Source organism: Pseudomonas sp. CM27 (genome assembly GCF_013179515.1).
GTDB lineage: Bacteria > Pseudomonadota > Gammaproteobacteria > Pseudomonadales > Pseudomonadaceae > Aquipseudomonas.
Map to the genome: position 1 here is coordinate 1 of NZ_JABMCN010000068.1, position 23,969 is coordinate 23,969.

A 23,969-nucleotide genomic window follows, 5' to 3' on the forward strand; every position below is an offset into this window, starting at 1 on the left:
TGAGTTTCCGCGGCTGGGCATTCACCGTGGGGCGAAAAAGGCCAAGGGCCGCTACTTCGGCCCATACCCCAGCGCCGGCGCCATCCGCGAGAGCCTGAGCCTGCTGCAAAAGGCGTTCTCTGTCCGCCAGTGCGAAGACAGCTACTACGCCAACCGCACCCGGCCGTGCCTGCAGTACCAGATCAAGCGTTGCAAAGGGCCCTGCACTGACCTGGTCAGCGCCGAGGAATACGCCGAAGACGTGCGCCACTCGGTGATGTTCCTCGAAGGTCGCAGCCAGCAGCTGGGCAATGAGCTGAATGCCGAAATGGAAAAGGCCGCCATGGCCCTCAATTTCGAAAAGGCCGCCGAGTTGCGGGACCAGATCGCCCTGCTGCGCCGCGTGCAGGACCAGCAATATATCGAAGGCGGCAGCGGCGACGTTGACGTCATTGCCGCTTTCGTCAACCCGGGTGGCGCCTGCGTGCACCTGATCAGCGTGCGCGGCGGCCGGGTGCTGGGCAGCAAGAACTTCTTTCCCCAGGTGGGCATCGAGGAGGAGGTGGCCGAGGTCATGGCGGCCTTCCTGTCCCAGTACTACCTGGGCAACGCCGAGCGTGAATTGCCCAGCGAGTTGATCGTCAATGTTGTTCACGAGGACTTCCAGGCCATCATCGAAGCGCTGCACACGCTGCGCGGCCGTGAGCTGTCCATCAGCCATCGGGTGCGTGGCACCCGCGCTCGCTGGCAGCAGCTGGCGGTAACCAACGCCGAACAGGCGCTGAACGCCCGCCTGGCCAACCGCCAGCATATGGCTGCACGTTTCGAGGCCTTGGCCGAAGTGCTCGGCCTGGACGAAGTACCGCAGCGCCTGGAGTGCTACGACATCAGCCATTCCAGCGGCGAAGCCACCGTGGCCAGTTGCGTGGTGTTCGGCCCGGAAGGCCCGCTGAAGTCCGATTACCGGCGCTTCAATATCGAAGGTGTCACCGCCGGCGACGACTACGCAGCCATGCATCAGGCGCTGACCCGCCGCTACGGGCGCATCAAGGATGGCGAAGGCAAGCTGCCCGACGTGTTGCTGGTGGACGGCGGCAAAGGCCAGCTGAACATGGCCCGCGACGTAATGCAGGAGCTGGGTTTCACCGACCTTACCCTGCTCGGCGTGGCCAAGGGCGTAACCCGCAAGGCCGGTTTCGAAACCCTCTACCTGAACGACGTGCACCACGAATTCACTCTCAAGGGCGATTCATCGGCCCTGCACCTGATCCAGCAGATCCGCGACGAAGCCCACCGTTTCGCCATTACCGGCCACCGCGCCCGCCGCGGCAAGGCCCGTCGGGTGTCCAGCCTGGAGGATGTGGCCGGGGTAGGGCCCAAGCGCCGCCGCGACCTGCTGAAACATTTCGGCGGCCTGCAGGAGCTCAACCGCGCCAGTATCGATGAGATCGCCAAAGCCCCCGGCATCAGTAAAAAGCTTGCCGAGTCGATTTATGCCAGCCTGCATAGCGAGTAGAATGCCGGGCTCAACTTGCGGCCAGTCGTACCGATGAATATTCCAAACCTGCTCACCGTTCTACGCGTCCTGCTCATTCCGATCTTCATCCTGCTGTTCTATATGCCCTATCACTGGAGCTATATGGCCGCCAGCAGCGTGTTTGCGGTGGCGGCCGCCACCGACTGGCTGGACGGCTACCTGGCGCGTCGCCTGCAGCAGAGCACCCCGTTCGGCGCGTTCCTGGACCCGGTGGCCGACAAGCTGATGGTAGCGGTGGCTTTGGTACTGCTGGTGCAGGTGCACGCCAACTTCTGGCTGACCCTGCCGGCTGCAGTCATCATCGGCCGCGAGATCGTGGTATCGGCACTGCGCGAGTGGATGGCCGAGCTGGGCGCGCGGGCGCATGTGGCGGTGTCCGACCTGGGCAAGTGGAAAACCGCGGCACAGATGCTGGCGCTGGTGATTCTGCTGGCCAACCCGCCTGCAGTGACGTTCTGGGTCATTCTGGGTTACGGGCTGCTACTGGTGGCGGCAGGGCTGACATTGTGGTCGATGGTGCACTACCTGGTAGCGGCCTGGCCGCACCTGCGCGAAGGCTCGGAACAAAAATAAAACTTTTTTGAATCAAGGGGTTGACGCCGTTTTGGATTTCGCTAGAATGGCACCCATCACGACGCGGGAATAGCTCAGTTGGTAGAGCACGACCTTGCCAAGGTCGGGGTCGCGAGTTCGAGTCTCGTTTCCCGCTCCAAATATAGATCTGCAGAGTTCCATGGAAGTCTGTAAGTCGTTGAAAAAAGGTCCTTCGGGGCCTTTTTTCGTTCCAGCTCAGTCTGCCTGAATCCACCAGTAGCCACGAAATTCAAGTACATTTTTAAGTACAGCGATTCCGGGCAGTTGGCGTAGCGGATTGATGGCTGAGCTGGGCCTTGGGCATCGATATACATCTCCTCGACCTTACGAGACCGGGAGATGTACACATGCCATTGACCGACAGTGCCGTCCGCCAGGCGAAGCCGACCGGCAAGAACTACACCCTCAAAGATACCGCTGGCCTTGCACTGTTCGTCGGTGCCAAGGGTGCCAAGCAGTGGCACTTCCGTTTCTACTGGCTGGGCAAGCAGGCCCGGATATCGACGGGCGTCTATCCCGCCGTCAGCCTCAAGGAGGCCAGGGAGGCATGGGATCAGGCGCGCGCCTTGGTTGCCCAGGGCGTCGATCCTCGCGCCGACCGGCGTGAAAGCCGCCTCGCTGCCTGCGCTGCTTCTGAGAACTGCTTTCGTTCAGTCTTCATCGACTGGAAGGCCTTCAGGGCGCTGAGCCTCAAGCGCGGGTGACAAAGCACGTTGGTGCAGATCGAGCGCCACTTCATCAAGGACATCCTGCCTTGGCTGGGGGATCTGCCGATTGTGGAGGTGTCCCGCCAGCATGTGCTGGAGGTGCTGCGCAAGATCGAGCGGCGCAAGGCAATGACCACGGCTGCTGCTCTCGAACCATCCGACAAGCCCTGCAAGGCGCCGCCCATACGGAATCCTACCCAGGTGAGCGCGGACACCCTGAAGCCCGGAAATACGATGAACATTGATCCCATTACGAAGTTCAGTAGCATGTCACCGAATGAGTTATTCAGCCCCATGAGCAAGTTGAAGTTGCAGTGGGGCGAATCCCAGCCATAGAGCGCATCGAGGATGGTGCTATCGATCCAACGTGCCAGCGGAAACCAGAAGTCGACGAAAAACAATGCGAACTGTGCACAAGTGATGGTCATCAATGTCTTGAGATCGACGGTGACGACTAGAAAAGTAAGTGGTATGCAGATAACCAAGGCCATTTTTAAGAACGCCAGAATCATTGGCAGCGCTTGGCGTACGACATCCATTGCGGGGAAGTAGCCAAGTGAGCCCATCGTAAGTCCTACGTCACCATCTGGTCGCGTTCGGCGATGTTGTTCACCGTGTTGAGCAGGGACAGGTAGGCGATCGACAACTGGGCGTTGTAGCCCTCGCGGGCGAAGGTGGCCAGGTCGACGATGGTGATATCCGCCTCGGGCCAGGGCGTGCCGGGGCGGTTGAACAGTTCACCGTCCAGGCCCTGGCAGAACAGGTCCATGGCCTCGGCCATTTCCTGGAGGCGGTTGCGGCGGGCTTCAGGTAATGAAACATCAGCGCTGCGCCGCCGTAATGCATCGCGCACATCTTCGGTCAGCACTGTGCGTTCGATACAGTGCTGCGCGGCATCCAGAATGCACTGACGGATCAAACAATCATTGGGTTGGCGTTTGGTTTGAAAGCGTGGAGGCTGGAGTTCAGCAGACCTGTACTGATATTTTTGTCAGTTGCTTCTAGGTCTATTGGTGCGTGAAGATAAATGCTGTCAATGTTTTCATATTTTGAGGTGTGTCATGTCTATTGCCCGCAGCGAGCAAGAGCTGAAAGAAAACTTTGCTAAGATTGATGTGAATGGTGATGGAAAGATTACGGTTGATGAATTTCGTGCGCTCTTGGTGAGTGGGATTCGGGAGGACTATTCAGAAGCTGTAAGTGATGTTTCGATTTCTGATATTGTTGACAAGTATGCTAAGCAGCAGCTTGCGTCCATGGACGCTGATGGGAACAATGAAGTCAGCTTTAAAGAGTACAAATCTGCCTATGACAAGGCTGCGGCCGAGGCTGCAGACGAGGACGAGTAACGTCGTCATATTTTGCACTGTCGCCGCTGCAGCCTTTCGACAATCATAAACTGTCGTGCTGCGGCGACGTGTGCTCAGTTCTATATCAAAGAGCAAAGCTGATAGGTATTGCTACTTGATGGGTTCATGTCGTTCCCGAAATGCCTGATTAGAGATGCCTTTTGAAGGCTGCGGCTGACAGGTTTACTGCCAATCCCAGAGAAATCGCGGCTGGTAATAGAATCAAGACAGGTACCACGCTCATCGGCAGTGTCAGATAAACGACCCAGGGCAGCACTGCGAGTGGCATAACGCACCCCTTGGCACGGTGGTAGAGGTAGCCGGACTCGCGGCTCGCCTCGAAGCGGCGGATATCTCGCCGTACCAGTCATCCACCAGCCCAACGAAGGCGGCCATGGCAAACAGCGGAAAGCGCGTGGTGGCCATCGAGCTGTATTTGAACCGCACCAAGCTTTACGACCCCGCTCGATGGCCTGGCACGGCTCAGCCGCAATCGTATCAGGGCTTGGACCCCGGCCCATGCCGCCCCTGAGCTGCTCGACGGCGCGCGCCTGTCGACAGCTTCCGACCTGTTCGCCGCCGCCTGCGTCATTTACGAGTTGGCCGGCGGCAAGCAACCGTTTGGTCACCTCGGTGCTCGAGCCATGGGTAAACAGCATCCAGGCCAGTCGCTGGACCGGCCTGCCAACCTGCCGGCCAAGGTATGGCCGGCACTGCGCCAGGCCCTGGCGCTGGACCCTGCGGCCCGCCAGTCCGGTGCCCGGGTGCTGCAACAGGCCCTGGTGATGCCCCCCCTTTCGTTATTGCGCCGTTGGTTCGGCCAACCCGAAGGATACCTTGCGGATACGGAGAGCCCCCATGTTCAACCCTAGCGATGAAACTCACTTCAGCCTCGCCCTGGAAGACGCCGATGTCGACTTTCAGGTGTTGTCGTTCACCGGTCATGAGGCCGTCAGCCAACAGCAACGACATCCTTGATGGGCGAGTGGAAAATCGTCATGTCTACATTCATTTGGCGCCAGAAGGCAATGTTGGCATCTTAGAGTTCGCGCTCGATGCCGCCGAACGCCCCGCTTTCACAAAAAGCTCATCGTTGTTCGGCGCGGTTTGCACGGATTCCCCTCCCGCTGCGATCGACCCCCTCAGAACCGCCAGGTAGCACCGCCCCCCACAATATGCAGCGCCGCATTTCGATAGCTGCCGGATAGGCTGTTACCTGAGCGTGCTTTGGTCTGCTCGACATCCATGTCACCCAACCACACCAGGGTATAGGCCAGGTGAATATCCAGGCCTTCTTCGACCTGATAGTTGAATCCGGTTGCCAGCCGCCAGGTTTCGTTCATCGGGTTGTCCACCGTGCGGTCTTTGTCATCCACCGCTGAACTGTCATAGCCCACGCCCATGTTCCAGCGCAGCTTGGGGGTAACCTGGTACTGCGCACCCAGCGAGGCGTGCCAGGTGTCCTTGTAGCGGCGCTCGACGGTGCGGCTGGTGCCGGCAGCGTTGGTATCGACTTCTACGCCAATCTCCCCGAACTCGCTCCAGTCCTGCCAGCCGAGGCTGCCCAGCAAGGTCCATTGCTCGTCGAGCTGGTGGGCAACGCTCAGCAGCACCGTCTGCGGTACTGCCATGTCCAGTTCGAGGCTGTCGACATCCAGCCGGTTCAGGGCGGCGCTAAGCAGCGGGTTGCTGATGTTGCTTACGTGCGGGCTGTCCTTGAATTCGAGGTCGATCTTGCTGGTATGCGCCAGGCCGATCCTGGTCCGTTCGCCAAGCTTGTAGAGCAAACCCACGTTGACGCCGGTGCCCCAGTCGGTGTCCTTGTATTCCAGCTGCCCGTCAGGCCGGTCGGTCACGCCGAGCAGGTTGTTGTTGATCGCCATTTCGGTGCGGTAGTAGGCGTACATGAAGCGCGGGCCGACACCTACGGAAAGGTCATCGGTAAACTGGTAGGCGAATGTTGGCTGCAGCGACACCCCGATTACGGCGGCCTCCTGGGTGAAATAGCGCCCGGCCCAGTCATCGTCGTAGTCCAGTGCCAGGCCAAAGTTGCCATACATGCCAAAACCGATGGCGGCGCGCTCATCCAGCTGGTGGCTGATGAACAGGCTGGCACCTGGCAGGTACTGCAAGCTATTGCCGCCCTCGTTGCCGGCAAACTGATTGTTGCTGTCGCGAGAGAAGCGGATGTCACCGAGTATCACCTGGGCATTCGCGCTGATCTGCGTGCCGCGCAACTGGGCAATGCCTGCCGGGTTGCTCATCAGCACGCTGGGGTCGCTGGCCAGCGCGGCGGCCCCGGCGTTCGCCAGGCCATTGCCTTCCTGCCCCGCTTCATAGATCAGGATCCCGCCAGCCCAGGTATTGCTCATGCTCAGGCCAAGGCCGTAGGCAAGGGCGGGCAGATAGCGGCGATAAAATGCATGGGGGCTGTGGTTGAGCATGCTGCAGCCTCTGCGGGGGCGGGCCCGAAGCAGGCCCGCTCGCTACGGGGAGCCTTCAGGGCGGTAGCTGGACCGAACCCGAGGGCGCTGACGCTTACTTGGCTTTCAACTGCTGGAACGACTTGACCATGTCCAACGCCCAGCCATCGAGCACCGCCTTGGCATCTTTGGCCTGCATCACCTGCGAGGAATCGTCCAGCTGCGCGCCAGCCCCTTTACGCACCACTTCGGCGACCACCTGGTTGCTGTCGCCATCGAGGAACACCGCCTCGGTGGCGATGCTGGTGTCCTGGTCACGAATGCCGGTAGCGGCGCTCACACCGGCCGCCACCAGGGCGATCGGGATCACTTCATAGGGCCGTAGGCTCTTGGTCTGCGCGCTGACTGCGGTGATCGCCGGGCGTACTACCAGCACGCCAGGGCCTGGGGCGTTGGCCAGCGGCAATGCCTTGGAGAATTGCGTGCGCAATGCCTGGTCGTAATATCGAGTGATGCCTTGCAGGGTACTTCCCGGGATCTTCTCGGTGGGCTGCGGCCGTGGATAAAACTGGCTGGGTTCGATATAGACGCTGCGGTAACGGTTGACATCGACCCCCGGCTTTATCCAGCGCATGACCGGTGCACCAGAAGGCGACTTGTCTTCCTTCAGCATGCTGTAGTCCTTGAGAAAACCGGAATACTGATCGGACTCGACGTACTTGCTGGCGCATCCGCCAAGCGCGAGCGAGGCTGCGCAAAGTGTGGACAGTAGCAATTTGGACTTCATGTTAGGGCTCCTTCGGCCTCGAATTACCTGCGCATAGATGGTGGCTACGCCGGTCCGGGCCTACGGGCCCCGCAGCATGCTCGATCGAATTCGCCGAGCATTCCGGCTGTGCAAACCTATTGCGAATGAGAAGGGGTGTCGAACTAGCGTAGAACGTTTTTTTCACATGCAAGGATTGATACAACAGTGTTTTCCGGCCGGATGATAGGCGCAGCGTGTTCTTAGTCACTTTCGCAATAACCAGTACGTTTTGACATAGGCAATTAGTTGATCTGCAACTTCAACCTTACATGCAGGACCTTGTCCAGTCGCTAAGCGCATACCTCACCGGCTTTATGTGGTTCTGTAAAGCATGGTCTACGCTTGCTCGGAATAAACGGGGAGGGACTTGTGCATGGCCAGTGTTGCCGAAAGAGCGCCCGGCACAGCCCTGGCTGGTGCCATCATCTGCGAATACTGCGACGCTGTTTATCAGCGCACCCAGTTGCAGCCGTCCCAGCGCGCGGTATGCAGCCGCTGCGGTGGGGTACTGCAGCGGCCTGTTCGCATTACCGTGCAACAACGCCTGGCCCTGAGCATCACCGGCGCCGTGCTGCTGGCGTTCGCCAACCTTTACCCGGTGATGTCGATCAGCATGCAGGGCCTGCGCAATGCTGCGACGCTGTGGGATTCGGTGATGATCCTGAGCCACGGCAGCATTACCTTCATCGCTTTGGTGGTGGCCCTGGCGATCATCCTCGCGCCGATGCTGCAGGTTGCATTGCTGATCTGGCTGCTGGCTTTTGCCGTAGGCCGGCGGCGGGCGCCAGGGTTCGCCATGTGCATGCGCGCGCTAGAAGGCCTACGGCCCTGGAGCATGCTTGAAGTGTGCCTGCTGGGGGCGCTGGTTGCGGTGATCAAGCTGGCCGGCCTGTTGCAGGTGATACCGGGCATCGGCCTGGTGGCCCTGGCCGCGTTGAGCGTACTGATCATCCTGATTGCCGGGCGTGACATTCGCGATCTCTGGGAGCAGGTATGAGCACCCCGCCGCTGGCCGCCGAACTGCAGCTGTGCCTGTGCCATGGCTGTGGCCTTGCCGCAGACCTGCGCCACAATCGCCATCAGTGCCCGCGCTGCGGCGCACCCCTGCACTCGCGCAAGCACGATGCAATCAGCCGCGGCTGGGCGTACCTGTTGGCAGCCCTGGTGTTCTACATTCCAGCCAACGCCTTGCCCGTAATGCACACGACAATGCTCGGCCAGGGCATCGACAGCACCATCGTCGGTGGGGTGATCGAGTTCTGGGAAGAGGGGGCGTGGGACATCGCGCTGATCATCTTCATCGCCAGTATCGGTGTGCCGGTGGTCAAGTTCGCCTCGCTGACCCTGCTGCTGTCGAGCGCACAGCGGCGTAGCCGAGAGGGCTGCCGGCAGCGCTCGAAGCTGTACCGTTTCGTCGAGCTGATCGGCTACTGGTCGATGCTCGATGTGCTGGTGGTGGCGCTGGTGGCGGCGCTGGTGCAACTGCGCGAACTCGGCACCATCGAGCCGCGTGCGGGCATCCTGTTCTTCGGCCTGGTGGTGGTACTTACCATGCTCTCGGCAATGAGTTTCGACCCGCGGCTGATCTGGGACCACGCCCCAGCCGAGAAGGAGGCCTGACCGATGCAGGAATCGCAAGGCCAGCCGGTGCCTGGCCAACCCGAAGTGCGCAGCCGGCGCTGGAACATTTCACTGGTCTGGATCGTGCCGATCCTGGCGCTGCTGGTCGGCGCCTCGCTGGTGGTGCGCAACTGGATGCAGGAAGGCCCGGTGATCTCGATTTCGTTTCGTACCGGTGACGGCCTGGTGGCGCAGAAAACCCCGGTCAAGTACCGCAGCGTGGTGATCGGTGGGGTGACATCGGTAGAGCTGGCCGACGACCGCAACAGCGTGGTGGTGAAAGTGCAATTGAACAAGGATGCGCAATCGTTCGCCAGCGAAGGCGCGCGCTTCTGGGTGGTGCGCCCACGCATCGGTGCCGGTGGCGTCAGCGGCATCGACACCTTGCTCTCGGGGAGTTTCATCGGCGCCGATGCCGGGCAGTCGGGTGGCCCGCAAAACAGGTTCACCGGGCTGGAGACGCCACCGCCGATCACCTATGGCGAAAAGGGCAAGCGCTTCGTGCTGACCGCCCGGGACCTTGGCTCGCTGGATATCGGCTCGTCCATCTACTACCGCAAGATCCCGGTCGGGCAGGTGGTGTCGTACGCCTTGCGTGAAGATGGCCGCGGGGTCGATGTGGACATCTTCGTCAACGCCCCTTACGACGCATTTGTCACCCACGACTCACGCTTCTGGAACGCCAGCGGCATTGATGTGAAGGTGGGCGCCGACGGGGTGAAGATCAACACCGAGTCGCTTTCAGCACTGCTGGTCGGCGGCCTGGCGTTTGGCACTCCGGCCTTTGCCGAGCAAGCCGAGCTGGCTGCCGATCAGCAGCGTTTTCGCCTGTTTGCCGACCGCGAGGCCGCGTTGGCTCCGCCCAGCGGCCGGTCACGGCACTTGCGCCTGCGCTTCGAGCAGGCCTTGCGCGGCTTGTCGGTTGGCGCGCCGGTCGAGTTCATGGGGGTACCGTTCGGAAAAGTCACTGCCATACAGCTGGACTACGACGAGCAGAAGCAGACGTTTCCGGTCATGGTCGATGCGGTGGTCTTTCCACAACGCCTGGGGCCGGTGCAGGCCAAGATGCTCAAGGCGCGCGACCCCGACAGCGATGACGAAACCGCTACCCGGCAACTGATCGGCAGCTTTGTCGAGCATGGGCTGCGCGCCCAGGCGCGCAGTGGCAACCTCATCACCGGGCAGATGTACATCGCCCTGGACTTCTACCCCGATGCGGCCAAGGTCGCTTTCGACAGCTCACCAGGCCCACTGCGCATTCCGACCATCCCCGGCAGCCTGGAGCGGGTGCAGGAGCAGTTGCAGGGCCTGGTCGACCGCTTGCGTGAATTGCCGCTCGAGCGCATCGCCAGCGGCCTGGATAACAACCTGTCAGAACTGCAGCGCAGCCTCAAACAATTCAACAGCCAGACGCTGCCGGGTGTCACCAGGACCCTCGATGACATCCGCAAAACGGTGAACACCGCCAATTCGGCGATCTCGGAAAACTCGCCGCAGCGAGAGCGCCTGGGTGAAACCCTTGACGAGCTGGACCGCATGTCGCGCTCGGTCCGCGACCTTACCGATTACCTTGGCCGGCACCCGGAATCGCTGATCCGCGGCAAACCCAAAGGTGTGGATGCCGACAACCTGCAGCCCTGACAAGGCTGATCATGGAGCACGTTATGCCAAAGCGGTGGATGGGGTGGTTGGTTGCCAGCGGCGTGCTGCTGGCCGGCTGCAGTGGTGCACCGGTGAGCTATCACACCTTGGTGCCGGTGCCGATGGACCAGGGAGCGCGCAGCCAGGTTCGGGTGGAGCGGGTCAGCATGCCGCCCCAGGTGGACCGCCCGCAGCTGGTAGTGCGCCAGGGCAGCAGCGGGCTGGCCATCCTGGAAACGCAATGGTGGGGCGCCAACCTGGTGGATGAGTTCCGCAGTGCGCTGCAGGACCAGCTGGGTGGGGCGGCTGGCGGCAGTGCTGCCTCTACCGTGCGGCTGGATGTGCAGCGCTTCGATTCGGTGCCAGGTCAGCATGCCCTGGTCGATGTGCGCTGGCGCCTGCAGCGCGCCGGAGCAGCGCAGGCGCTCACCTGCCGCAGCATCGTCCAGACCCCCGCTGACAATACCGTCGAAAGCCTGGTCGAGGCGCATCAGCAGAACGTGCGCAAGCTTGCAGAGCTGATCGCCCGCAGCGATCGACCTGGCCAGCAGGCATGCCCTGCGCAGGGCGCGATAGTGCCCTGAGCGTGTTTGCGTGTTAAGGGTGCTGTACTAGGCTGCTGATACGCTGGGCGCAGCACCGGCGGCAGGGTGATCAGAGGGAGCGCGTTGCACATGGGCAATCGGTTTTCCGCGTGGTTTGCATCACTGCTGCTTGCCTTCATCGTGCTGCCGCTGCAAGGGCTGGCTGTCGAGCAAGTGGCCACGATTACCGCAGAACCGGCGCAGCTGAAAGTCGGCAACCGCACCATCATCACCCTGCAGGCCACCCTGCTTGGCGAAACGCCAGCGGTGCGGGTGCAACGTGCTGAAGGGGTGATTCGCGAGATTCTGGATGAGAGCGACGCCAGCACGGTGAGTGTCGACGCCATTCAGGACAGCTACATGGTGCTGCTGGGCAATCGTCGCGCGTTCATCGTCTCGCCTCTGGACCTGGGTGCCACCGACGTTGGCGCCCGGCAGGCCGCCGAAGCGGCTGCGCAGCGCCTGCGGCAAGTGGTGGAGGAGTCCGGCCAGGCACGCAGCGTGCGCTTTCTGCTGATGGCCGCAGGCCTGAGTGGCGCGGCCACCGTGCTCTATCTGCTGTTGCTCAAGGGGGTGGGTTGGCTGCACCGCAAGGCGCTGTCATGGTTGCCCAAGCACATGCGCAAGCACACCAGCGCGCTACGTATCGGCCAGACGCCGTTGATGGACACCAGCAACCTGTTCCCGCTGGTGCGTCGCCTGCTGGCGCTGTTGCGCTGGTCGCTGGTGGCACTGCTGACCTATGAATGGCTGACCTTCGTGCTGCAGCGTTTTCCCTACACGCGCGCGTGGGGCGAAAGCCTCAACCAGTACCTCGTCGCGTTGCTGCGCCATGTGCTCGATGGTGTGATCGCGGCGATTCCCGGCATGGTCATCGCACTGCTGATCTTCTTTCTTGCGCGGGGCTTCAGCGCCTTCAGCAAGCGCCTGCTTGAACGCCTGGCTCGGCCCGGGACTATCTCCTGGCTCAACCAGGAAACGCTGCAACCCACCATGCGCCTCACCGCGCTGGCGATCTGGCTGTTCGCCCTCGCAATGGCCTACCCCTACCTGCCAGGGGCCGACACCGAGGCCTTCAAAGGGCTGTCGGTGCTGATCGGCCTGATGATTTCGCTGGGTGCCTCCAGCGTGGTCGGCCAGGCGGCGTCGGGGTTGATCCTTACCTACACGCGCACGCTGCGGCCCGGCGAGTTCGTGCGCATTGGCGAGCACGAGGGCACGGTGACCGAGGTGGGCATGTTCACCACCAGTATCCGCACCGGCCTTGGCGAGGTGCTGACGCTGCCCAATTCGATGATCACAGGTTCCGTGACCAAGAATTACTCACGGGTGGTGCAAGGGCAGGGGTATGTCGTCGATACCACGGTCACCATCGGTTACGACACGCCGTGGCGGCAAGTGGAGGCCATGCTGCTGGAGGCGGCCAGGCGCACCCCCGGCGTGGTTGAAGCCCCACCCGCACAGGTGTTCCAGACGGCGTTGTCGGATTTCTACCCCGAGTACCGCCTGGTGGCCCAGGCCGTGCCCAGCGAGCCCCGGCCACGCGCCGAACTGCTGACCGTGTTGCACGCCAATATTCAGGACGTGTTCAACGAGTACGGGGTGCAGATCATGTCGCCGCATTACCTTGGCGACCCCGAACAGGAAAAGCGCGTACCCCGCGAGCGATGGTACATGGCCCCGGCCTCGGAGCAGCACAAGGATGCGCAGCCATGACCGAGTTCATCCTCCACGCCTTGCGCGGCAACCCGGAAATTGCCGTATTCCTCGCCATCGCCCTGGGTGTGCTGCTCGGTCGCCTGCACATTGGCAGCTTCCATCTGGGCTCGGTGGCGGGCGCATTGCTGGTGGGCCTGGCCATCGGCCAGGTCGGCGTGGACGTGCCGGTCGAGCTGAAATCGGTGTTCTTCGTGTTGTTCATCTATGCCGTGGGCTTCAAAAGCGGCCCGGAATTTTTCGGCAGCCTCAACCGTGGCACCCTGAAGCTGGTGGTGTTTTCCCTGGTGCTGTGCATGACAGCGCTCGGCAGCATCCTGCTGATGAACGTGGTCTACGGTTTCGATGCCGGGTTTACCGCAGGGCTTGGGGCCGGGGCGCTGACCGACACCGCAATCATGGGCACCGCCAGCAGCGCGATTGCGCATTTGAGCCTGGCAGACGCCGACAAGGCGCAACTCAACAGCCATATGGCGGTGGCCTATGCCATTACCTACCTGTTCGGCACTGTCGGCCTGATCGTGTTCGTCGGCACCATCGCGCCAAAGCTGCTGCGTATCGATGTGCGCGCTTCAGCCCGCGAGCTGGAAGCCGAGCTGGGCATCGACAATCAGGACGAAGTGCTGAGTATCCCGTACACCCGTATCGTCGTGCGTGCCCATCAGTTGCAGGCCGGGCAGCTGGTCGGCCGCAGCATCGCTGCCATCGAGCGCGACTTTCCGGCGTTGAGCGTCGAGCGGGTGGTGCGCGGCACGCAGGTGCTGGAGCGCGACCCCGCTTTGGTACTGGCGTCAGGCGATATCCTGGGCATTTACGCGCTGCGTGAGTCGGTTGCCGACCTCGCGTACCTGGTAGGCCCTGAGGTCGATGACCCGCGTTCGCTGTCGTTTCCCACGCGCACTGCCGACATCGTGCTTACCAACGCCGCGCTGCATGGCCATACGCTGCACCAGATCCGCACCCGCCTGGTCGGCGCCGGGCGCATGGGCTGTTTTATCGATGAAATCACCCGCCAAGGCCTGCCACTGCCGGCGTTGCCCAACACGGTGCTGCGCCGGGGCGACGTGATCACCCTGACCGGGCGCACCGCCAGCGTCGAGGCGCTGGCCGCTGAACTGGGCAGGATCCGTCAGCGCACCTACAAATCGGATATCGCCGTGCACGCGCTGGGTATGGTGCTGGGTGCGTTGCTTGGCATGCTGTCGACCCATATCGGCATGATCCCGATCGAACTGGGTGTGGGAGGTGGGGTGCTGCTGGTGGCGTTGCTGATCGGGTGGTACAACTCGCGCCATCCGGAAATCGGCGCCATGCCCGCCGCCGCGCAGTGGGCATTTTCCGAGTTCGGCCTGACGGCCTTCGGTGCAGTGGTGGGCTTGCTGGCCGGCCCCGCCGCCTTCGAGGCGATGCGCGAGCAAGGGCTGGCGTTGCTGCTTTCTGGCATGCTGGTGACGCTGCTGCCGCCGCTGGTCGCGTTGTACTTCGGCCGCTATGTATTGCGCCTGCACCCGATGATCCTGCTCGGCGCCCTGGCGGGCGCGCAGACCGAGGCAGCCTCGATGAACAAAGTCATCGAAATGTCCGGCAGCAACACCCCCGTGGTCGGCTTCACCGTGTGTTACGCGATCTCCAACGTACTGCTCGCCGTGTGCGGGCCGATCATCGTGTTCTTCGCAACTTGATCAGCACAGGGAGTTGCTCGATGACCTATGGTTGCGCGCCGGCCCTTTCGGGCTTTTTCAGGGCCTGGTTGCTGCTGTCGATGTTGCTGATGACCTTCAGCGCGCAGGCCGCGGAGGGCGCTTCACCTGCGCTGGCCGCAGACAGGGAAGGCTATGCCGATGCCGACACCTGCCAGGGCTGCCATGCCGGGCAGGCAGGCCTCTGGCAGCATTCCGACCACGCCTGGGCACTGCGCGAGCCCACTGCCGGCAACGTGCTGGGCAACTTCGACGATGTGCGTTACGACGCAGACGGCGTGCAGGCCCACTTCTACCGCAAGGGCGAGGGCTATTACGTCACCCTTGAAGGCGAGGATGGCAAACCGGCCGAATTCCAGGTTCGCTACACCTTCGGCCATGACCCGTTGCAACAGTACCTGGTGGAGCTTTCCCGGGGGCGTCTGCAAGCCCTGACCATCGCCTGGGACAGCCGCCCGCAGACGCAGGGTGGCCAGCGCTGGTTTTCGCTGTACCCAGGCCAGCGTTTCACCCCGGGTGACCCCCTGCACTGGACCGGCCGCTACCAGAACTGGAACGGCATGTGCGCCGACTGCCACTCCACCCGTCTGGCCAAGCACTACGACGACCGGCACGACAGCTTCGCCACCACCTGGCAGGAGCAGACCGTCGGGTGCCAGGCGTGTCACGGGCCGGGGCAGGCGCATGTGGACTGGGCCCGTGAACACCCGGCAGGCAAGCCCCCAGGCCAGGCCGGCAATGGCCTGGCGGTGAACTTCAAGGCACTGGGCAGCAAGGGCGTGGTGGAGCAGTGCGCCTATTGCCATAGCCGCCGCCAGGGCCTGGGCAGCGGCCAGTTGCCGGGGCATCCGCAGCTCGACCAGAGCCTGCCCGCAACCCTGCGCACGGGGCTCTACCACGCCGACGGGCAGATCGACGGCGAGGTCTACGAGTTCGGCTCGTTCGCCCAAAGCAAGATGTATGGCGCAGGGGTTACCTGCACCGACTGCCACGACCCGCATACCACCAAGGTGCGTATCGAAGGCAATGGCCTGTGCCTGCAATGCCACAACCCTCAGCCCGATACTGCACGCTTTTCCGGCCTGCAGGCCAAGGACTACGACAGCCCGGCGCACCACCATCACCCTGTCGGCTCGCCGGGGGCCCAATGCGTGAACTGCCACATGCCGAGCAAGACCTACATGGTGCTCGACCCGCGCCGCGACCACAGCATCCGTATCCCGCGCCCGGACCTTGCCGAGCAGACTGCCAGCCCCGACGCCTGCACGGCCTGCCACCAGGGCCAGCCCGCGGCATGGGCGGCCAAGGCCATCGACCAGTGGTTCGCCAGCCCGGCGCGCCCCAACCACTACGGGCAAACCTTCCACGCGGTGCAGCAGGACCCGGGCACCACCCTCAGCCGCTTGGGCTACCTGCTCGCCGACAAGGCCAATCCTGCCATCGTCCGTGCCACCGCTGCCGACCAACTGGCCGACCTGGGCCCCTCGGCCACCAGCAACCTGCGCTGGGCGCTGCAGGACAAGGAGCCGCTGGTGCGGGCCTACGCGGTGTCCGGCTTTACCAGTGTCGAACCACAGCAACGCCTCCAGGCCTTGCTGCCCTTGCTGGCGGACCCGACCCGCGCCGTGCGTGACGAGACCGTGCGGGCCCTGGCCGACGTCGCGCCCGAGCAGCTGCCTGAGCAGCAGCGTGAAACCTTCAGCTCTTTGCTGGCCGACTATGAGCAGCGGCTGCGCGGCAACGCCGACCTGCCCGGTGGGCGCCTGAACCTGGCGGTGCTGCTGTCGCGACAGGGCCGCGACGAAGAGGCGATGAACGAATACCGCCAAGCCTTGCACATGGACCCGTATTTCGTACCGGCGCGGGTCAACCTGGTGACCCTGGCCAGTGCCGGGCAACGCCTGGACGAGGCCGAAGCATTGCTGCGCGAGGGCGTGGCGCTGCGCAACATGCCCGTCACCGACCGCGGCAACCTGGCCTACATGCTGGCGCTGCTGCTGGTCGAGCGCGGCGATGCCGGGCAGGCGCTGGGCTGGCTGCAACAGGCGGCCGAGGCGTTGCCCGGCAACGCCCGTATCCACTACAACCAGGGCCTGTTGCTGTCGCGCATGAACCGCCGTGACGATGCGCTGCAAGCGCTACGCCAAGGCCTGCAGCAGTCACCGGGCGATGCCGACCTGCTGTACTCACTGATTTACCTGCACGCACTGGCCGGCGAACGCCAGCAGGCATTCGCTTACGTCAAGCGCATGCGCGACGCGGCGCCGGACGACCCGCGGCTGCAGGCCATCGAGCCTTACTGGCGCCAAGCCGAGTAACGGTGTTTGCGCACTTGGGGCGGACAACTAGAGTTTCAGGTTCATGGCGGTCGGGCGAGGAGGGATCGTGAACACTTACGAACACGTCATCGCGCTGCAAGCGGCAGTCGGGCAGAAGGTGCTGGGGCAGGCCGACACCATTCATCATGTGCTGCTCGGGCTTCTGGCCAACGGCCATGTCCTGCTCGAGAGCCTGCCCGGGCTGGCCAAGACGCGCACGGTCAAGGCCCTGGCCACGCACCTGGATGCGCAGATGCGGCGCATCCAGTTCACCCCCGACCTGCTGCCGTCCGACATCACCGGCGGGGAGATCCTGCAGCAGAGCGAACGCGGCAATGTCATCGAGTTCCAGCCCGGGCCGCTGTTCGGCAACGTCATTCTTGCCGACGAAATCAACCGGGCGCCGGCCAAGGTCCAGGCGGCGCTGCTCGAGGCCATGGAGGAGCGCCAGATCACCGTGGCCGGCAAAAGCTACCCGATGCCGGGCCTGTTCATGGTACTGGCCACACAGAATCCCATCGAGCAGGAGGGCACCTACCCGCTGCCCGAGGCGCAGATGGACCGCTTTCTGATGAAGCTGCAACTGGACTACCCAAGCCCCGACGATGAAACCCAGGTGTTGCGCCTGGTGCGGGCAGAGGACCAGGCGGCGCAGGGGCAGCAGGCCGCGCCGCAGCAGCTTGCCCAGGAGGTGATCTTTGCCGCGCGCCAGGAGATCGGCCAGGTGCACGTCAGCGAAGCGATCGACCGCTACCTGATCGGCCTGATCAACGCGACCCGCCATGGCGCCGAGCATGACCCGGACCTGGGCCGCTGGATCAAGATCGGCGCCAGCCCACGCGGTGGCATCAGCCTGGACCGGGTATCGCGTGCGCATGCCTGGCTCAGCGGCAGCGCTTTCGTCACCCCGGACGATGTGCGGGCAATCATCCACCCGGTCCTGCGCCACCGCCTGCAGCTGACCTACGACGCCATCAGCGATGGCGTGGGCGCCGACCAGGTCATCGACCGGCTGCTGGACAAAGTCGCCATACCTGCCTGAGGGCACGCTCATGCCAGTGACCACGCCGTCTGCCGACGGCCACGTCTACACCACCATGGCCCAGCTGATGGCCCTGGAGCCGCGTGCGCGGGGCCTGAGCTTCATTGCCCGCCAGCCGCTGTCGAGCATCCTTTCCGGCAACCATGCCTCGCGCTTGCGCGGCAGGGGCCTGAGCTTCGACGAGCTGCGCCGCTACCAGCCAGGCGATGATCTGCGGCATCTGGACTGGCGCGCCTCGCTGCGCCACGGCAAGCCGTTCGTGCGCAGTTTTACCGAAGAGCGCGACCGGCCAACGCTGGTGGTGGTGGACCAGCGCATGAGCATGTACTTCGGTTCGCAGCGCGACTTCAAGTCGGTGACTGCGGCGCACTTGGCGGCGCTGTGTGCGTGGATCGCCTTCCATGCCGGGGATCGGGTTGGCGGGCTGGTGATCGGCGCCGAGCGGGTCGAGCACATTGCGCCACTGCGCAGCCGCAGCCGGGTTCAGCTTTTTTTTACCGCGCTGGTGCGTGCCAACCATGCGCTGTCGGTGGCGGGTGCGGACCGGGAGCATGACCGGCTGCTCGACCAGGCCCTGCGCAATTGTATTGCCAGTGCAGGGCACGACCACCTGATTTGCCTGATCAGCGACTTTGCCGGTGTCAGCGAGCAGACCTTGGGCCTGCTGCGCCAGCTGCGCAGCCACAACGATGTCATCGCCCTGCAGGTGTACGACCCGATTGCCCTGCAACTGCCGGACCACGGCCGGTTGACCATCACCCAGGGTTCGGCGCAGGCCGAGCTGGAGGTGGGGCGCCGGCAGGTTCACCGGCCGTTGTCCGATTTCCTCAGCGGCCGCCTGCGCGACGTGGCCGACTTGCTGCGCCGCAGCCAGGTACCGCTGATGTTGATCAGCAGCGGTGATGACAGCCTTGAGCAATTGCGTCGCGAGCTGGGGCGCCTGAGTGAGGTTGCCCGATGAGCAGCGCCAAGGTTCCCGCCATCGACCAGTTGCAGGGGCTGGCGCCTGGCACCCCGCCATTCAGCTATGCGCCGCAGACCTGGGGCTGGGGCGTATTGCTGGGGCTGCTGGTGCTGGCCGTGCTGGTGTGGGCGGTACTGCGCTGGCGGCGCTGGCAGCGTGATCGCTACCGCCGCGAGGCATTGGCCCGGCTCGCCTGGCTGGAGCAGCAGGCCGGGCAGCAGCGGACGGCACTGCGCGAACTGCCCGAGCTGATCAAGCGTGTGGCGTTGTCGATGCCCTCGGCGCCCGCCGTCAACGCCCTTGGCGGGCCGCATTGGCAGGCGTTTCTGCAAAAACAGACTGCGCAGCCGTTGCCGGCGCAGTTCGCCGCCCAACTGCAACTGCTGGCCTACGCACCCGACGCCCAGCTGCTGGCGCTGCAGGGTGCAGAGGTGCAGGCGTTGCTGGCCACCTGCCGGCACTGGATCCGCGATCATGTGGCAGTTTGACTACCCTTGGGTGTTCCTGCTGCTGCCGTTGGCGTGGCTGGGCTACCGGCGCCTGAGCCCGTATCACGAGGCACGCAGCGCATTGCGGGTGCCATTTTTTGCGGCCATGAGCCGTGCGGTCGGCATGCCGGCCGGCAAGCGCGAGGGCAGCGGCGCACGCTGGCAACTGCTGCTCAGCGTTGTGGTCTGGACGCTGTTGGTAGCGGCATGCGCGCGGCCGGTGCTGATCGAGAAACCCCTTCAGCACCAGCAGCCGACCCGCGACCTCATGCTGGCCATCGATATCTCGCAGTCGATGCAGGCCACCGACTATACCGGCCCCGACGGCCAGCGCAGCGATCGCCTGACGGCGGTAAAGGCGGTGGTGCGCGACTTCATCGCCCGGCGCAAGGATGACCGTATCGGCCTGATCGTGTTCGGCACCGGTGCCTACCCGCAGGCCCCGCTGACCCTGGATCATGCCAGCCTGCTGATGTTGCTGGACGAAGTCGGCATCGGTATGGCCGGGCCGAACACGGCGCTGGGCGATGCCCTGGGGCTGACCATCAAGATGCTGCAGAAGGCCAAGGAGCAGGACAAGGTCTTGATCCTGCTCACCGATGGCAACGACACCGGCAGCGCCATCACCCCCGAGCATGCGGCGCGCCTGGCGCATGAGCATGGCATTGTGGTGCACACCATCGGCATTGGCGACCCTGCGGCAACCGGCGAGCAGAAGGTCGACCTTGAAGCATTGCGGCAGATCGCCCAGCTGACCGGCGGCAGGTTTTTCCGCGCCGACGACAGCCAGGCACTGCAGGTTGTGTACGAAACCCTGGACCAGATCACCCCGCACAAGGTCACCACCCTCAGCCATCAGCCCAAACGCGACTTGTTCATCTGGCCGTTGGGGGCAGGCCTGTGCCTGTTGCTGGCGGCGCACGTGCTGGCGTTGCTGGTGGCGAGCCGACAGTTGTCGACCTCGGCAGCGCCGGCGAAAGAGGGCTGACGATGGACATCGACCTCAGCGCCTTCCATTTCCTGCGCCCGCTGTGGTTGCTGGTGATCGTGCCGGGGCTAGCGGCACCGTGGCTGTGGCGGCGTCGCCACGACCTCAAACGCCAGCTGAAGGGGTTCATTGCGCCGCATCTGGTCGAGCACCTGCTGCTGCGCCCCGACGCCGATCAGCGTCTGCGCCCGGTGCATCTGTTGGCGGCCACGCTGGTCATCGGTGCGCTGGCCGCAGCTGGGCCGACCTGGCAGCAAGACACCCCGGCGTTTCTCGACAACCGTGCGCCGCTGATCCTCGCCGTCGACTTGTCGGCGTCGATGGACGCCGCCGATGTGCCCCCCAGCCGCCTGGCAGCGGCGCGGCATATGCTGCACGACCTGGTCCAGCGCCGGGGCGGCGCGCGCACGGCGCTGATCGCCTATGCCGGCAGTGCCCATCTGGTGCTGCCCGCCACCGACGACCCGGCATTGCTCGCCACCTTCATCGACGCGCTGAGTACCGACCTGCTGCCCCAGCCCGGCAAGGACGCCCTGGGCGTTGTCGAACTTGCCTTGGCCCTGCTCAAGGCCGAAAATAGCCCTGGGACCTTGCTGCTGATCACCGACGGTGCCGATGCCAGCCAGTTCGACGCGCTGGGCAAACGGCTGCACGGCAGCGACTTGCAAGCGCTGGTGCTGGCTGTGGGCAGTGGCGATGCAAGCGTCACGCGCACTGCCGACGGCACCACTGTCAAGGCCACGTTCGACGAGCAGGGCCTCAAGGGGCTGGCCGATGCCACGCATGCACCTTTGGGCAGCCTGACCCTGGATGACGACGACCTGGACTGGATCGAGCTGCACGCCCAGCGCCATTTCCAGGCCGTGAGCGGGGATGGGCAACCGGCGCACTGGAAGGACGCCGGTTACTGGTTGTGCTGGCCATTGCTGCTGGTCGCGCTGCTGTGTGTGCGCCGGGGGTGGCGGGTGAACTGGTTGGGCGTTGTGGCCGCGGCTGTGCTGCTGGGCGGCGCACCGAACCCGGCGCAGGCAGGCGCATTGCTCGACGCATTCTTCACCGCCAACCAGCAAGGGCGCTGGGCGTTCGAACACGCCCATTACGGCCAGGCCGCCGAGCGTTTCCACGACCCGTACTGGAAGGGTGTGTCCGCCTATGAAGCAGCTGATTTCACCGCCGCTGTCGCTTCACTGGCGGTGGTCGATACCGCACCTGCGCATTTCTACCGGGGCAACAGCCTGGTGCGTCTGTTCAAGTTCGCCGAGGCAATCGCCGCCTACCGCCAGGCACTGCGGGCCCGGCCCGACTTCGCCGAGGCCAAGGCCAACCTGGCGCTGGCCCAGGCCTTGCTGGCGGATTACCAGGACCAGCAGGCGCAGAGCCCACCCGACGAGAAGCCTGACAAGGTCGTCGAGGACCAGACTCCAAGCGCCGGCAGCAAACGCCAGGAAGTGGCCAAGGCCGCGTCCGATCAGCGCTGGCTGGATAACCTGGCAACCTCGCCGGGGCAGTTTCTCAAGCGCAAGTTCCAGATCCAGCAGGCGGCGCGTCAAACGCCGCAGGAGCAGCAACCATGAGCCGCTGTTGCCTGCTGTTGCTGCTGTTACCTGCCTGGCTGCTGGCCGCTGAGCCTGAGGTGCGTCTCGAGCAGCGCCTGCTGCCAGGCGCCCAAGTGATCAGCGGTGCCACCCTTGAGTTGCAGGTGGACTTGCTGGTCGACACCTGGTTCACCGATGCCCCGCAGCTGGCCACGCTGTCGCTACCCGGCGCGGTGGTGAGCCCTCCGTCGGGCGAGGCGGAGCACCTGAACCAACAGATAGCGGGCAAACCTTTCTTCGGCCTGCGTTTCACCTACCGGATCACCCCGCAAGCCAGCGGGCGGTTCCAGGTGCCGGCGCTGGCATTCACGGTCCACCCCGGGCAGGCCAGTGCACCGGTTACGCTCAGCAGCCAGCCCCTGGAATTCGTCGTCAAAGGAGCGCTGACGGCCGCCGCTGCCGGCGCACAGGCCGACCCGCTGCTGGTGGCCACCGGCGTCACCTTTACCCAAAAGATTTCGCCTTCGCACGACCCGCTACGCCAGGGCGACAGCATCACCCGCACGCTGCGTGTTGTCGCCCAGGGCAGCGAGGCGATGCTGATGCCTGCCACACCGATGGCCCAGGTCGATGGGCTCAAGCGCTATGTTGCGCTCGCCAGCGTCAAGCCACTGACCGATGGCCGCGGGGGGACCACCGGCGGGGTCCGCGAAGACACCGTAAGCTACGTGGTCAGCGCCCCCGGGCATTACCGTCTGCCTGCCGTCGAGCTGCATTGGCGCGATGCCACCAGCGCCGAGCTGCACACCCTCAGTGTGCCGGCTGTCGATTTCGAGGCCACCCAGGGTGGCTACAAGGCGCCGTTTTCAATCAGCGACGATCTGCGCGAGCTCGGCCAGCGCGGGCGGGTGAGCATTGCCGGGCACTGGCTTGGCCTTGCTGCGGTCGGGCTGCTGTTGGCGGTTGCAGGATGGGCGCTGCGGGCCAAGGGTGGCACCGTCCTGCAGTATCTGCGCGCCTGGCGTGCGCAGCGTAAACAACGTTGGCTGGCGTCAGCGGAGTACGCCTGGCGACAGGCGCGTGAACAATGCAGCCAGCAACCGCCACGGCTCGATGCCCTTTATCTGTGGGTTCGACGCGCAACTGGTGCAACGACGCTAAGCTGCCTGGCGGAACATTTTTCAAGCGCATCCAAAAATCGTTTGCTAGCCTTTTTCGGCACGCGTTACGGCAGTGCGACCCGCGCTTCGCCTACGGTTGACATTGAGCAGTTGCTACCCCGGCAGACCCGCATGCACATTCAGCAGCACCACATGATAAAGCCCCGGCGCCATGGGTTGAAACCGTTGAACCCATAGGTTGGTGCAAGCAGGCTTGCGCCACACGGCAAGGAGGTTCCATGCGCACGTCACATGCTCACTACCGCTGGGTACAGGCGGTGTTTTGCCTGCTGCTGATCGTGCCGATGCTGGCGCAGGCCGATGACGATCCGCTGCCGTCCTGGCGTGATGGGCCCTCGCGCCAGGCCATCGAAGCATTTGTCGAGGCGGTGACCGAGCAGGGTGGCAAGGACTATGTGCCAACCGCTGAGCGCATCGCCGTATTCGACAACGACGGCACCCTCTGGAGCGAACAGCCGTTGTACTTCGAGGTGCTGTTCGCCATGGATGAGGTCAAGCGCCTGGCGCCGCAGCACCCGCAATGGCGAACCGAGCAGCCGTTCAAGGCGGTGCTGGAAAACGATCACAAGGCGTTGGCCGCGCAAGGCATGGACGGGGTGCTGAAGATCGTCGCCGCCACCCATGCGCAGATGAGCACCGAGGCCTTCATTGCCCGCAGCCGCAGCTGGCTGGGCAGCGCCAGGCACCCCGCCACGGGCAGGCTTTATACCGAAATGGTCTTTCAGCCCATGCTGGAGCTGCTGGCCTACCTGCGCAGTCGGGGCTTTCGTACCTACATCGTCTCCGGCGGTGAAG

At 63.9% G+C, this 23,969-nt stretch carries 20 protein-coding genes, 1 tRNA gene and 5 pseudogenes; 21 read left to right on the forward strand and 5 right to left on the reverse strand.

Annotation, left to right across the window (positions count from 1 at the left end; all coding sequences use genetic code 11):
• From uvrC to HP547_RS29950, 5 genes and pseudogenes are all read left to right on the forward strand, one after another.
• Positions 1-1,495: excinuclease ABC subunit UvrC (uvrC, locus tag HP547_RS10940; RefSeq protein WP_172286288.1), on the forward strand; the 1,495-nt coding region annotated here is incomplete at its 5' end.
• Positions 1,496-1,528: 33 nt separating this feature from the next.
• On the forward strand, positions 1,529-2,089 hold the full coding sequence (pgsA, locus tag HP547_RS10945) for a CDP-diacylglycerol--glycerol-3-phosphate 3-phosphatidyltransferase (protein ID WP_172222132.1): 561 nt from the start codon (positions 1,529-1,531) through the stop codon (positions 2,087-2,089).
• Positions 2,090-2,152: 63 nt separating this feature from the next.
• Positions 2,153-2,228 (forward strand) — tRNA-Gly (locus tag HP547_RS10950).
• Between the two features lie 229 nt (positions 2,229-2,457).
• A complete protein-coding gene (locus tag HP547_RS10955; protein ID WP_218583476.1) occupies positions 2,458-2,814 on the forward strand; it encodes an Arm DNA-binding domain-containing protein in 357 nt (118 codons plus the stop codon).
• A 12-nt stretch (positions 2,815-2,826) separates the two neighbouring features.
• Positions 2,827-2,907: pseudogene (locus HP547_RS29950) on the forward strand (hypothetical protein); the annotation flags it as partial.
• Positions 2,908-2,957: 50 nt separating this feature from the next.
• Here the strand turns inward: HP547_RS29950 and HP547_RS10960 are convergent.
• Positions 2,958-3,413 (reverse strand): annotated as a pseudogene (locus HP547_RS10960) (conjugal transfer protein TraG N-terminal domain-containing protein); the annotation flags it as partial.
• Positions 3,398-3,736: pseudogene (locus HP547_RS10965) on the reverse strand (conjugative transfer ATPase); the annotation flags it as partial. The pseudogenes HP547_RS10965 and HP547_RS10960, both read right to left, overlap by 16 nt.
• A gap of 142 nt (positions 3,737-3,878) precedes the next feature.
• Here HP547_RS10965 and HP547_RS10970 point away from each other — a divergent pair.
• A complete protein-coding gene (locus HP547_RS10970; protein ID WP_172222141.1) occupies positions 3,879-4,166 on the forward strand; it encodes an EF-hand domain-containing protein in 288 nt (95 codons plus the stop codon).
• Between the two features lie 148 nt (positions 4,167-4,314).
• Here the strand turns inward: HP547_RS10970 and HP547_RS10975 are convergent.
• Positions 4,315-4,574 (reverse strand): annotated as a pseudogene (locus HP547_RS10975) (DUF4400 domain-containing protein); the annotation flags it as partial.
• Positions 4,575-4,630: 56 nt separating this feature from the next.
• On the opposite strand from HP547_RS10975, the pseudogene HP547_RS10980 reads away from it, so the two are divergent.
• Positions 4,631-5,038 (forward strand): annotated as a pseudogene (locus tag HP547_RS10980) (protein kinase); the annotation flags it as partial.
• Between the two features lie 270 nt (positions 5,039-5,308).
• On the opposite strand, the gene HP547_RS10985 reads toward HP547_RS10980, so the two are convergent.
• Positions 5,309-6,538 carry an OmpP1/FadL family transporter gene (locus HP547_RS10985; protein ID WP_256676316.1) on the reverse strand — a complete coding sequence of 410 codons (1,230 nt, stop codon included), beginning with the start codon at positions 6,536-6,538 and terminating at the stop codon, positions 5,309-5,311.
• Positions 6,539-6,704: 166 nt separating this feature from the next.
• The gene (locus HP547_RS10990) at positions 6,705-7,376 is read right to left on the reverse strand and encodes a DUF3313 domain-containing protein (RefSeq protein ID WP_172286290.1); all 672 of its coding nucleotides are present in this window, start codon (positions 7,374-7,376) and stop codon (positions 6,705-6,707) included.
• A gap of 394 nt (positions 7,377-7,770) precedes the next feature.
• Here HP547_RS10990 and HP547_RS10995 point away from each other — a divergent pair, with 394 nt between their 5' ends.
• The 14 genes from HP547_RS10995 to HP547_RS11060 form a co-directional block, all read left to right on the forward strand.
• A complete protein-coding gene (locus HP547_RS10995) occupies positions 7,771-8,394 on the forward strand; it encodes a paraquat-inducible protein A (protein ID WP_172286291.1) in 624 nt (207 codons plus the stop codon).
• On the forward strand, positions 8,391-9,017 hold the full coding sequence (locus HP547_RS11000) for a paraquat-inducible protein A (protein ID WP_172286292.1): 627 nt from the start codon (positions 8,391-8,393) through the stop codon (positions 9,015-9,017). The genes HP547_RS10995 and HP547_RS11000 overlap by 4 nt, the downstream gene beginning before the upstream one ends.
• A 3-nt stretch (positions 9,018-9,020) precedes the next feature.
• Positions 9,021-10,658 (forward strand): intermembrane transport protein PqiB, encoded by a 1,638-nt coding sequence (locus tag HP547_RS11005; RefSeq protein WP_172286293.1) that lies wholly within the window; start codon positions 9,021-9,023, stop codon positions 10,656-10,658.
• A gap of 23 nt (positions 10,659-10,681) precedes the next feature.
• A complete protein-coding gene (locus tag HP547_RS11010; protein WP_172286294.1) occupies positions 10,682-11,242 on the forward strand; it encodes a membrane integrity-associated transporter subunit PqiC in 561 nt (186 codons plus the stop codon).
• A gap of 90 nt (positions 11,243-11,332) precedes the next feature.
• The gene (locus HP547_RS11015; protein ID WP_172286295.1) at positions 11,333-12,958 is read left to right on the forward strand and encodes a mechanosensitive ion channel family protein; all 1,626 of its coding nucleotides are present in this window, start codon (positions 11,333-11,335) and stop codon (positions 12,956-12,958) included.
• Positions 12,955-14,640, forward strand: coding sequence for an aspartate-alanine antiporter (aspT, locus tag HP547_RS11020; protein WP_172286296.1), 1,686 nt, complete (start codon positions 12,955-12,957; stop codon positions 14,638-14,640). The genes HP547_RS11015 and aspT overlap by 4 nt, the downstream gene beginning before the upstream one ends.
• An 80-nt stretch (positions 14,641-14,720) precedes the next feature.
• The gene (locus HP547_RS11025) at positions 14,721-16,976 is read left to right on the forward strand and encodes a tetratricopeptide repeat protein (RefSeq protein WP_256676317.1); all 2,256 of its coding nucleotides are present in this window, start codon (positions 14,721-14,723) and stop codon (positions 16,974-16,976) included.
• A gap of 67 nt (positions 16,977-17,043) precedes the next feature.
• On the forward strand, positions 17,044-18,018 hold the full coding sequence (locus tag HP547_RS11030) for an AAA family ATPase (RefSeq protein ID WP_172286298.1): 975 nt from the start codon (positions 17,044-17,046) through the stop codon (positions 18,016-18,018).
• A 10-nt stretch (positions 18,019-18,028) separates the two neighbouring features.
• Positions 18,029-18,979, forward strand: coding sequence for a DUF58 domain-containing protein (locus HP547_RS11035; RefSeq protein ID WP_172286299.1), 951 nt, complete (start codon positions 18,029-18,031; stop codon positions 18,977-18,979).
• Entirely contained in the window at positions 18,976-19,470 is a 495-nt protein-coding gene (locus tag HP547_RS11040) for a DUF4381 domain-containing protein (protein ID WP_172286300.1), read from the forward strand. Before HP547_RS11035 ends, HP547_RS11040 begins: the two co-directional genes overlap by 4 nt.
• Positions 19,457-20,458 carry a VWA domain-containing protein gene (locus HP547_RS11045; RefSeq protein ID WP_172286301.1) on the forward strand — a complete coding sequence of 334 codons (1,002 nt, stop codon included), beginning with the start codon at positions 19,457-19,459 and terminating at the stop codon, positions 20,456-20,458. The genes HP547_RS11040 and HP547_RS11045 overlap by 14 nt, the downstream gene beginning before the upstream one ends.
• Positions 20,459-20,460: 2 nt before the next feature.
• Positions 20,461-22,032 (forward strand): VWA domain-containing protein, encoded by a 1,572-nt coding sequence (locus HP547_RS11050; protein ID WP_172286302.1) that lies wholly within the window; start codon positions 20,461-20,463, stop codon positions 22,030-22,032.
• A complete protein-coding gene (locus HP547_RS11055) occupies positions 22,029-23,351 on the forward strand; it encodes a BatD family protein (protein ID WP_172286303.1) in 1,323 nt (440 codons plus the stop codon). Before HP547_RS11050 ends, HP547_RS11055 begins: the two co-directional genes overlap by 4 nt.
• 41 nt (positions 23,352-23,392) lie before the next feature.
• A partial coding sequence (locus tag HP547_RS11060; protein WP_172286304.1) for an HAD family hydrolase occupies positions 23,393-23,969 on the forward strand: 577 nt, incomplete at its 3' end.

Bases quoted from the DNA above. Each gene is read 5' to 3' on its own strand.
- pgsA (WP_172222132.1), top strand. From the start codon at position 1,529: ATGAATATTCCAAACCTGCTCACCGTTCTACGCGTCCTGCTCATTCCG.
- HP547_RS10955 (WP_218583476.1), top strand. From the start codon at position 2,458: ATGCCATTGACCGACAGTGCCGTCCGCCAGGCGAAGCCGACCGGCAAG.
- HP547_RS10970 (WP_172222141.1), top strand. From the start codon at position 3,879: ATGTCTATTGCCCGCAGCGAGCAAGAGCTGAAAGAAAACTTTGCTAAG.
- HP547_RS10985 (WP_256676316.1), bottom strand. From the start codon at position 6,538: ATGAGCAATACCTGGGCTGGCGGGATCCTGATCTATGAAGCGGGGCAG.
- HP547_RS10990 (WP_172286290.1), bottom strand. From the start codon at position 7,376: ATGAAGTCCAAATTGCTACTGTCCACACTTTGCGCAGCCTCGCTCGCG.
- HP547_RS10995 (WP_172286291.1), top strand. From the start codon at position 7,771: ATGGCCAGTGTTGCCGAAAGAGCGCCCGGCACAGCCCTGGCTGGTGCC.
- HP547_RS11000 (WP_172286292.1), top strand. From the start codon at position 8,391: ATGAGCACCCCGCCGCTGGCCGCCGAACTGCAGCTGTGCCTGTGCCAT.
- HP547_RS11005 (WP_172286293.1), top strand. From the start codon at position 9,021: ATGCAGGAATCGCAAGGCCAGCCGGTGCCTGGCCAACCCGAAGTGCGC.
- HP547_RS11010 (WP_172286294.1), top strand. From the start codon at position 10,682: ATGCCAAAGCGGTGGATGGGGTGGTTGGTTGCCAGCGGCGTGCTGCTG.
- HP547_RS11015 (WP_172286295.1), top strand. From the start codon at position 11,333: ATGGGCAATCGGTTTTCCGCGTGGTTTGCATCACTGCTGCTTGCCTTC.
- aspT (WP_172286296.1), top strand. From the start codon at position 12,955: ATGACCGAGTTCATCCTCCACGCCTTGCGCGGCAACCCGGAAATTGCC.
- HP547_RS11025 (WP_256676317.1), top strand. From the start codon at position 14,721: ATGTTGCTGATGACCTTCAGCGCGCAGGCCGCGGAGGGCGCTTCACCT.
- HP547_RS11035 (WP_172286299.1), top strand. From the start codon at position 18,029: ATGCCAGTGACCACGCCGTCTGCCGACGGCCACGTCTACACCACCATG.
- HP547_RS11040 (WP_172286300.1), top strand. From the start codon at position 18,976: ATGAGCAGCGCCAAGGTTCCCGCCATCGACCAGTTGCAGGGGCTGGCG.
- HP547_RS11045 (WP_172286301.1), top strand. From the start codon at position 19,457: ATGTGGCAGTTTGACTACCCTTGGGTGTTCCTGCTGCTGCCGTTGGCG.
- HP547_RS11050 (WP_172286302.1), top strand. From the start codon at position 20,461: ATGGACATCGACCTCAGCGCCTTCCATTTCCTGCGCCCGCTGTGGTTG.
- HP547_RS11055 (WP_172286303.1), top strand. From the start codon at position 22,029: ATGAGCCGCTGTTGCCTGCTGTTGCTGCTGTTACCTGCCTGGCTGCTG.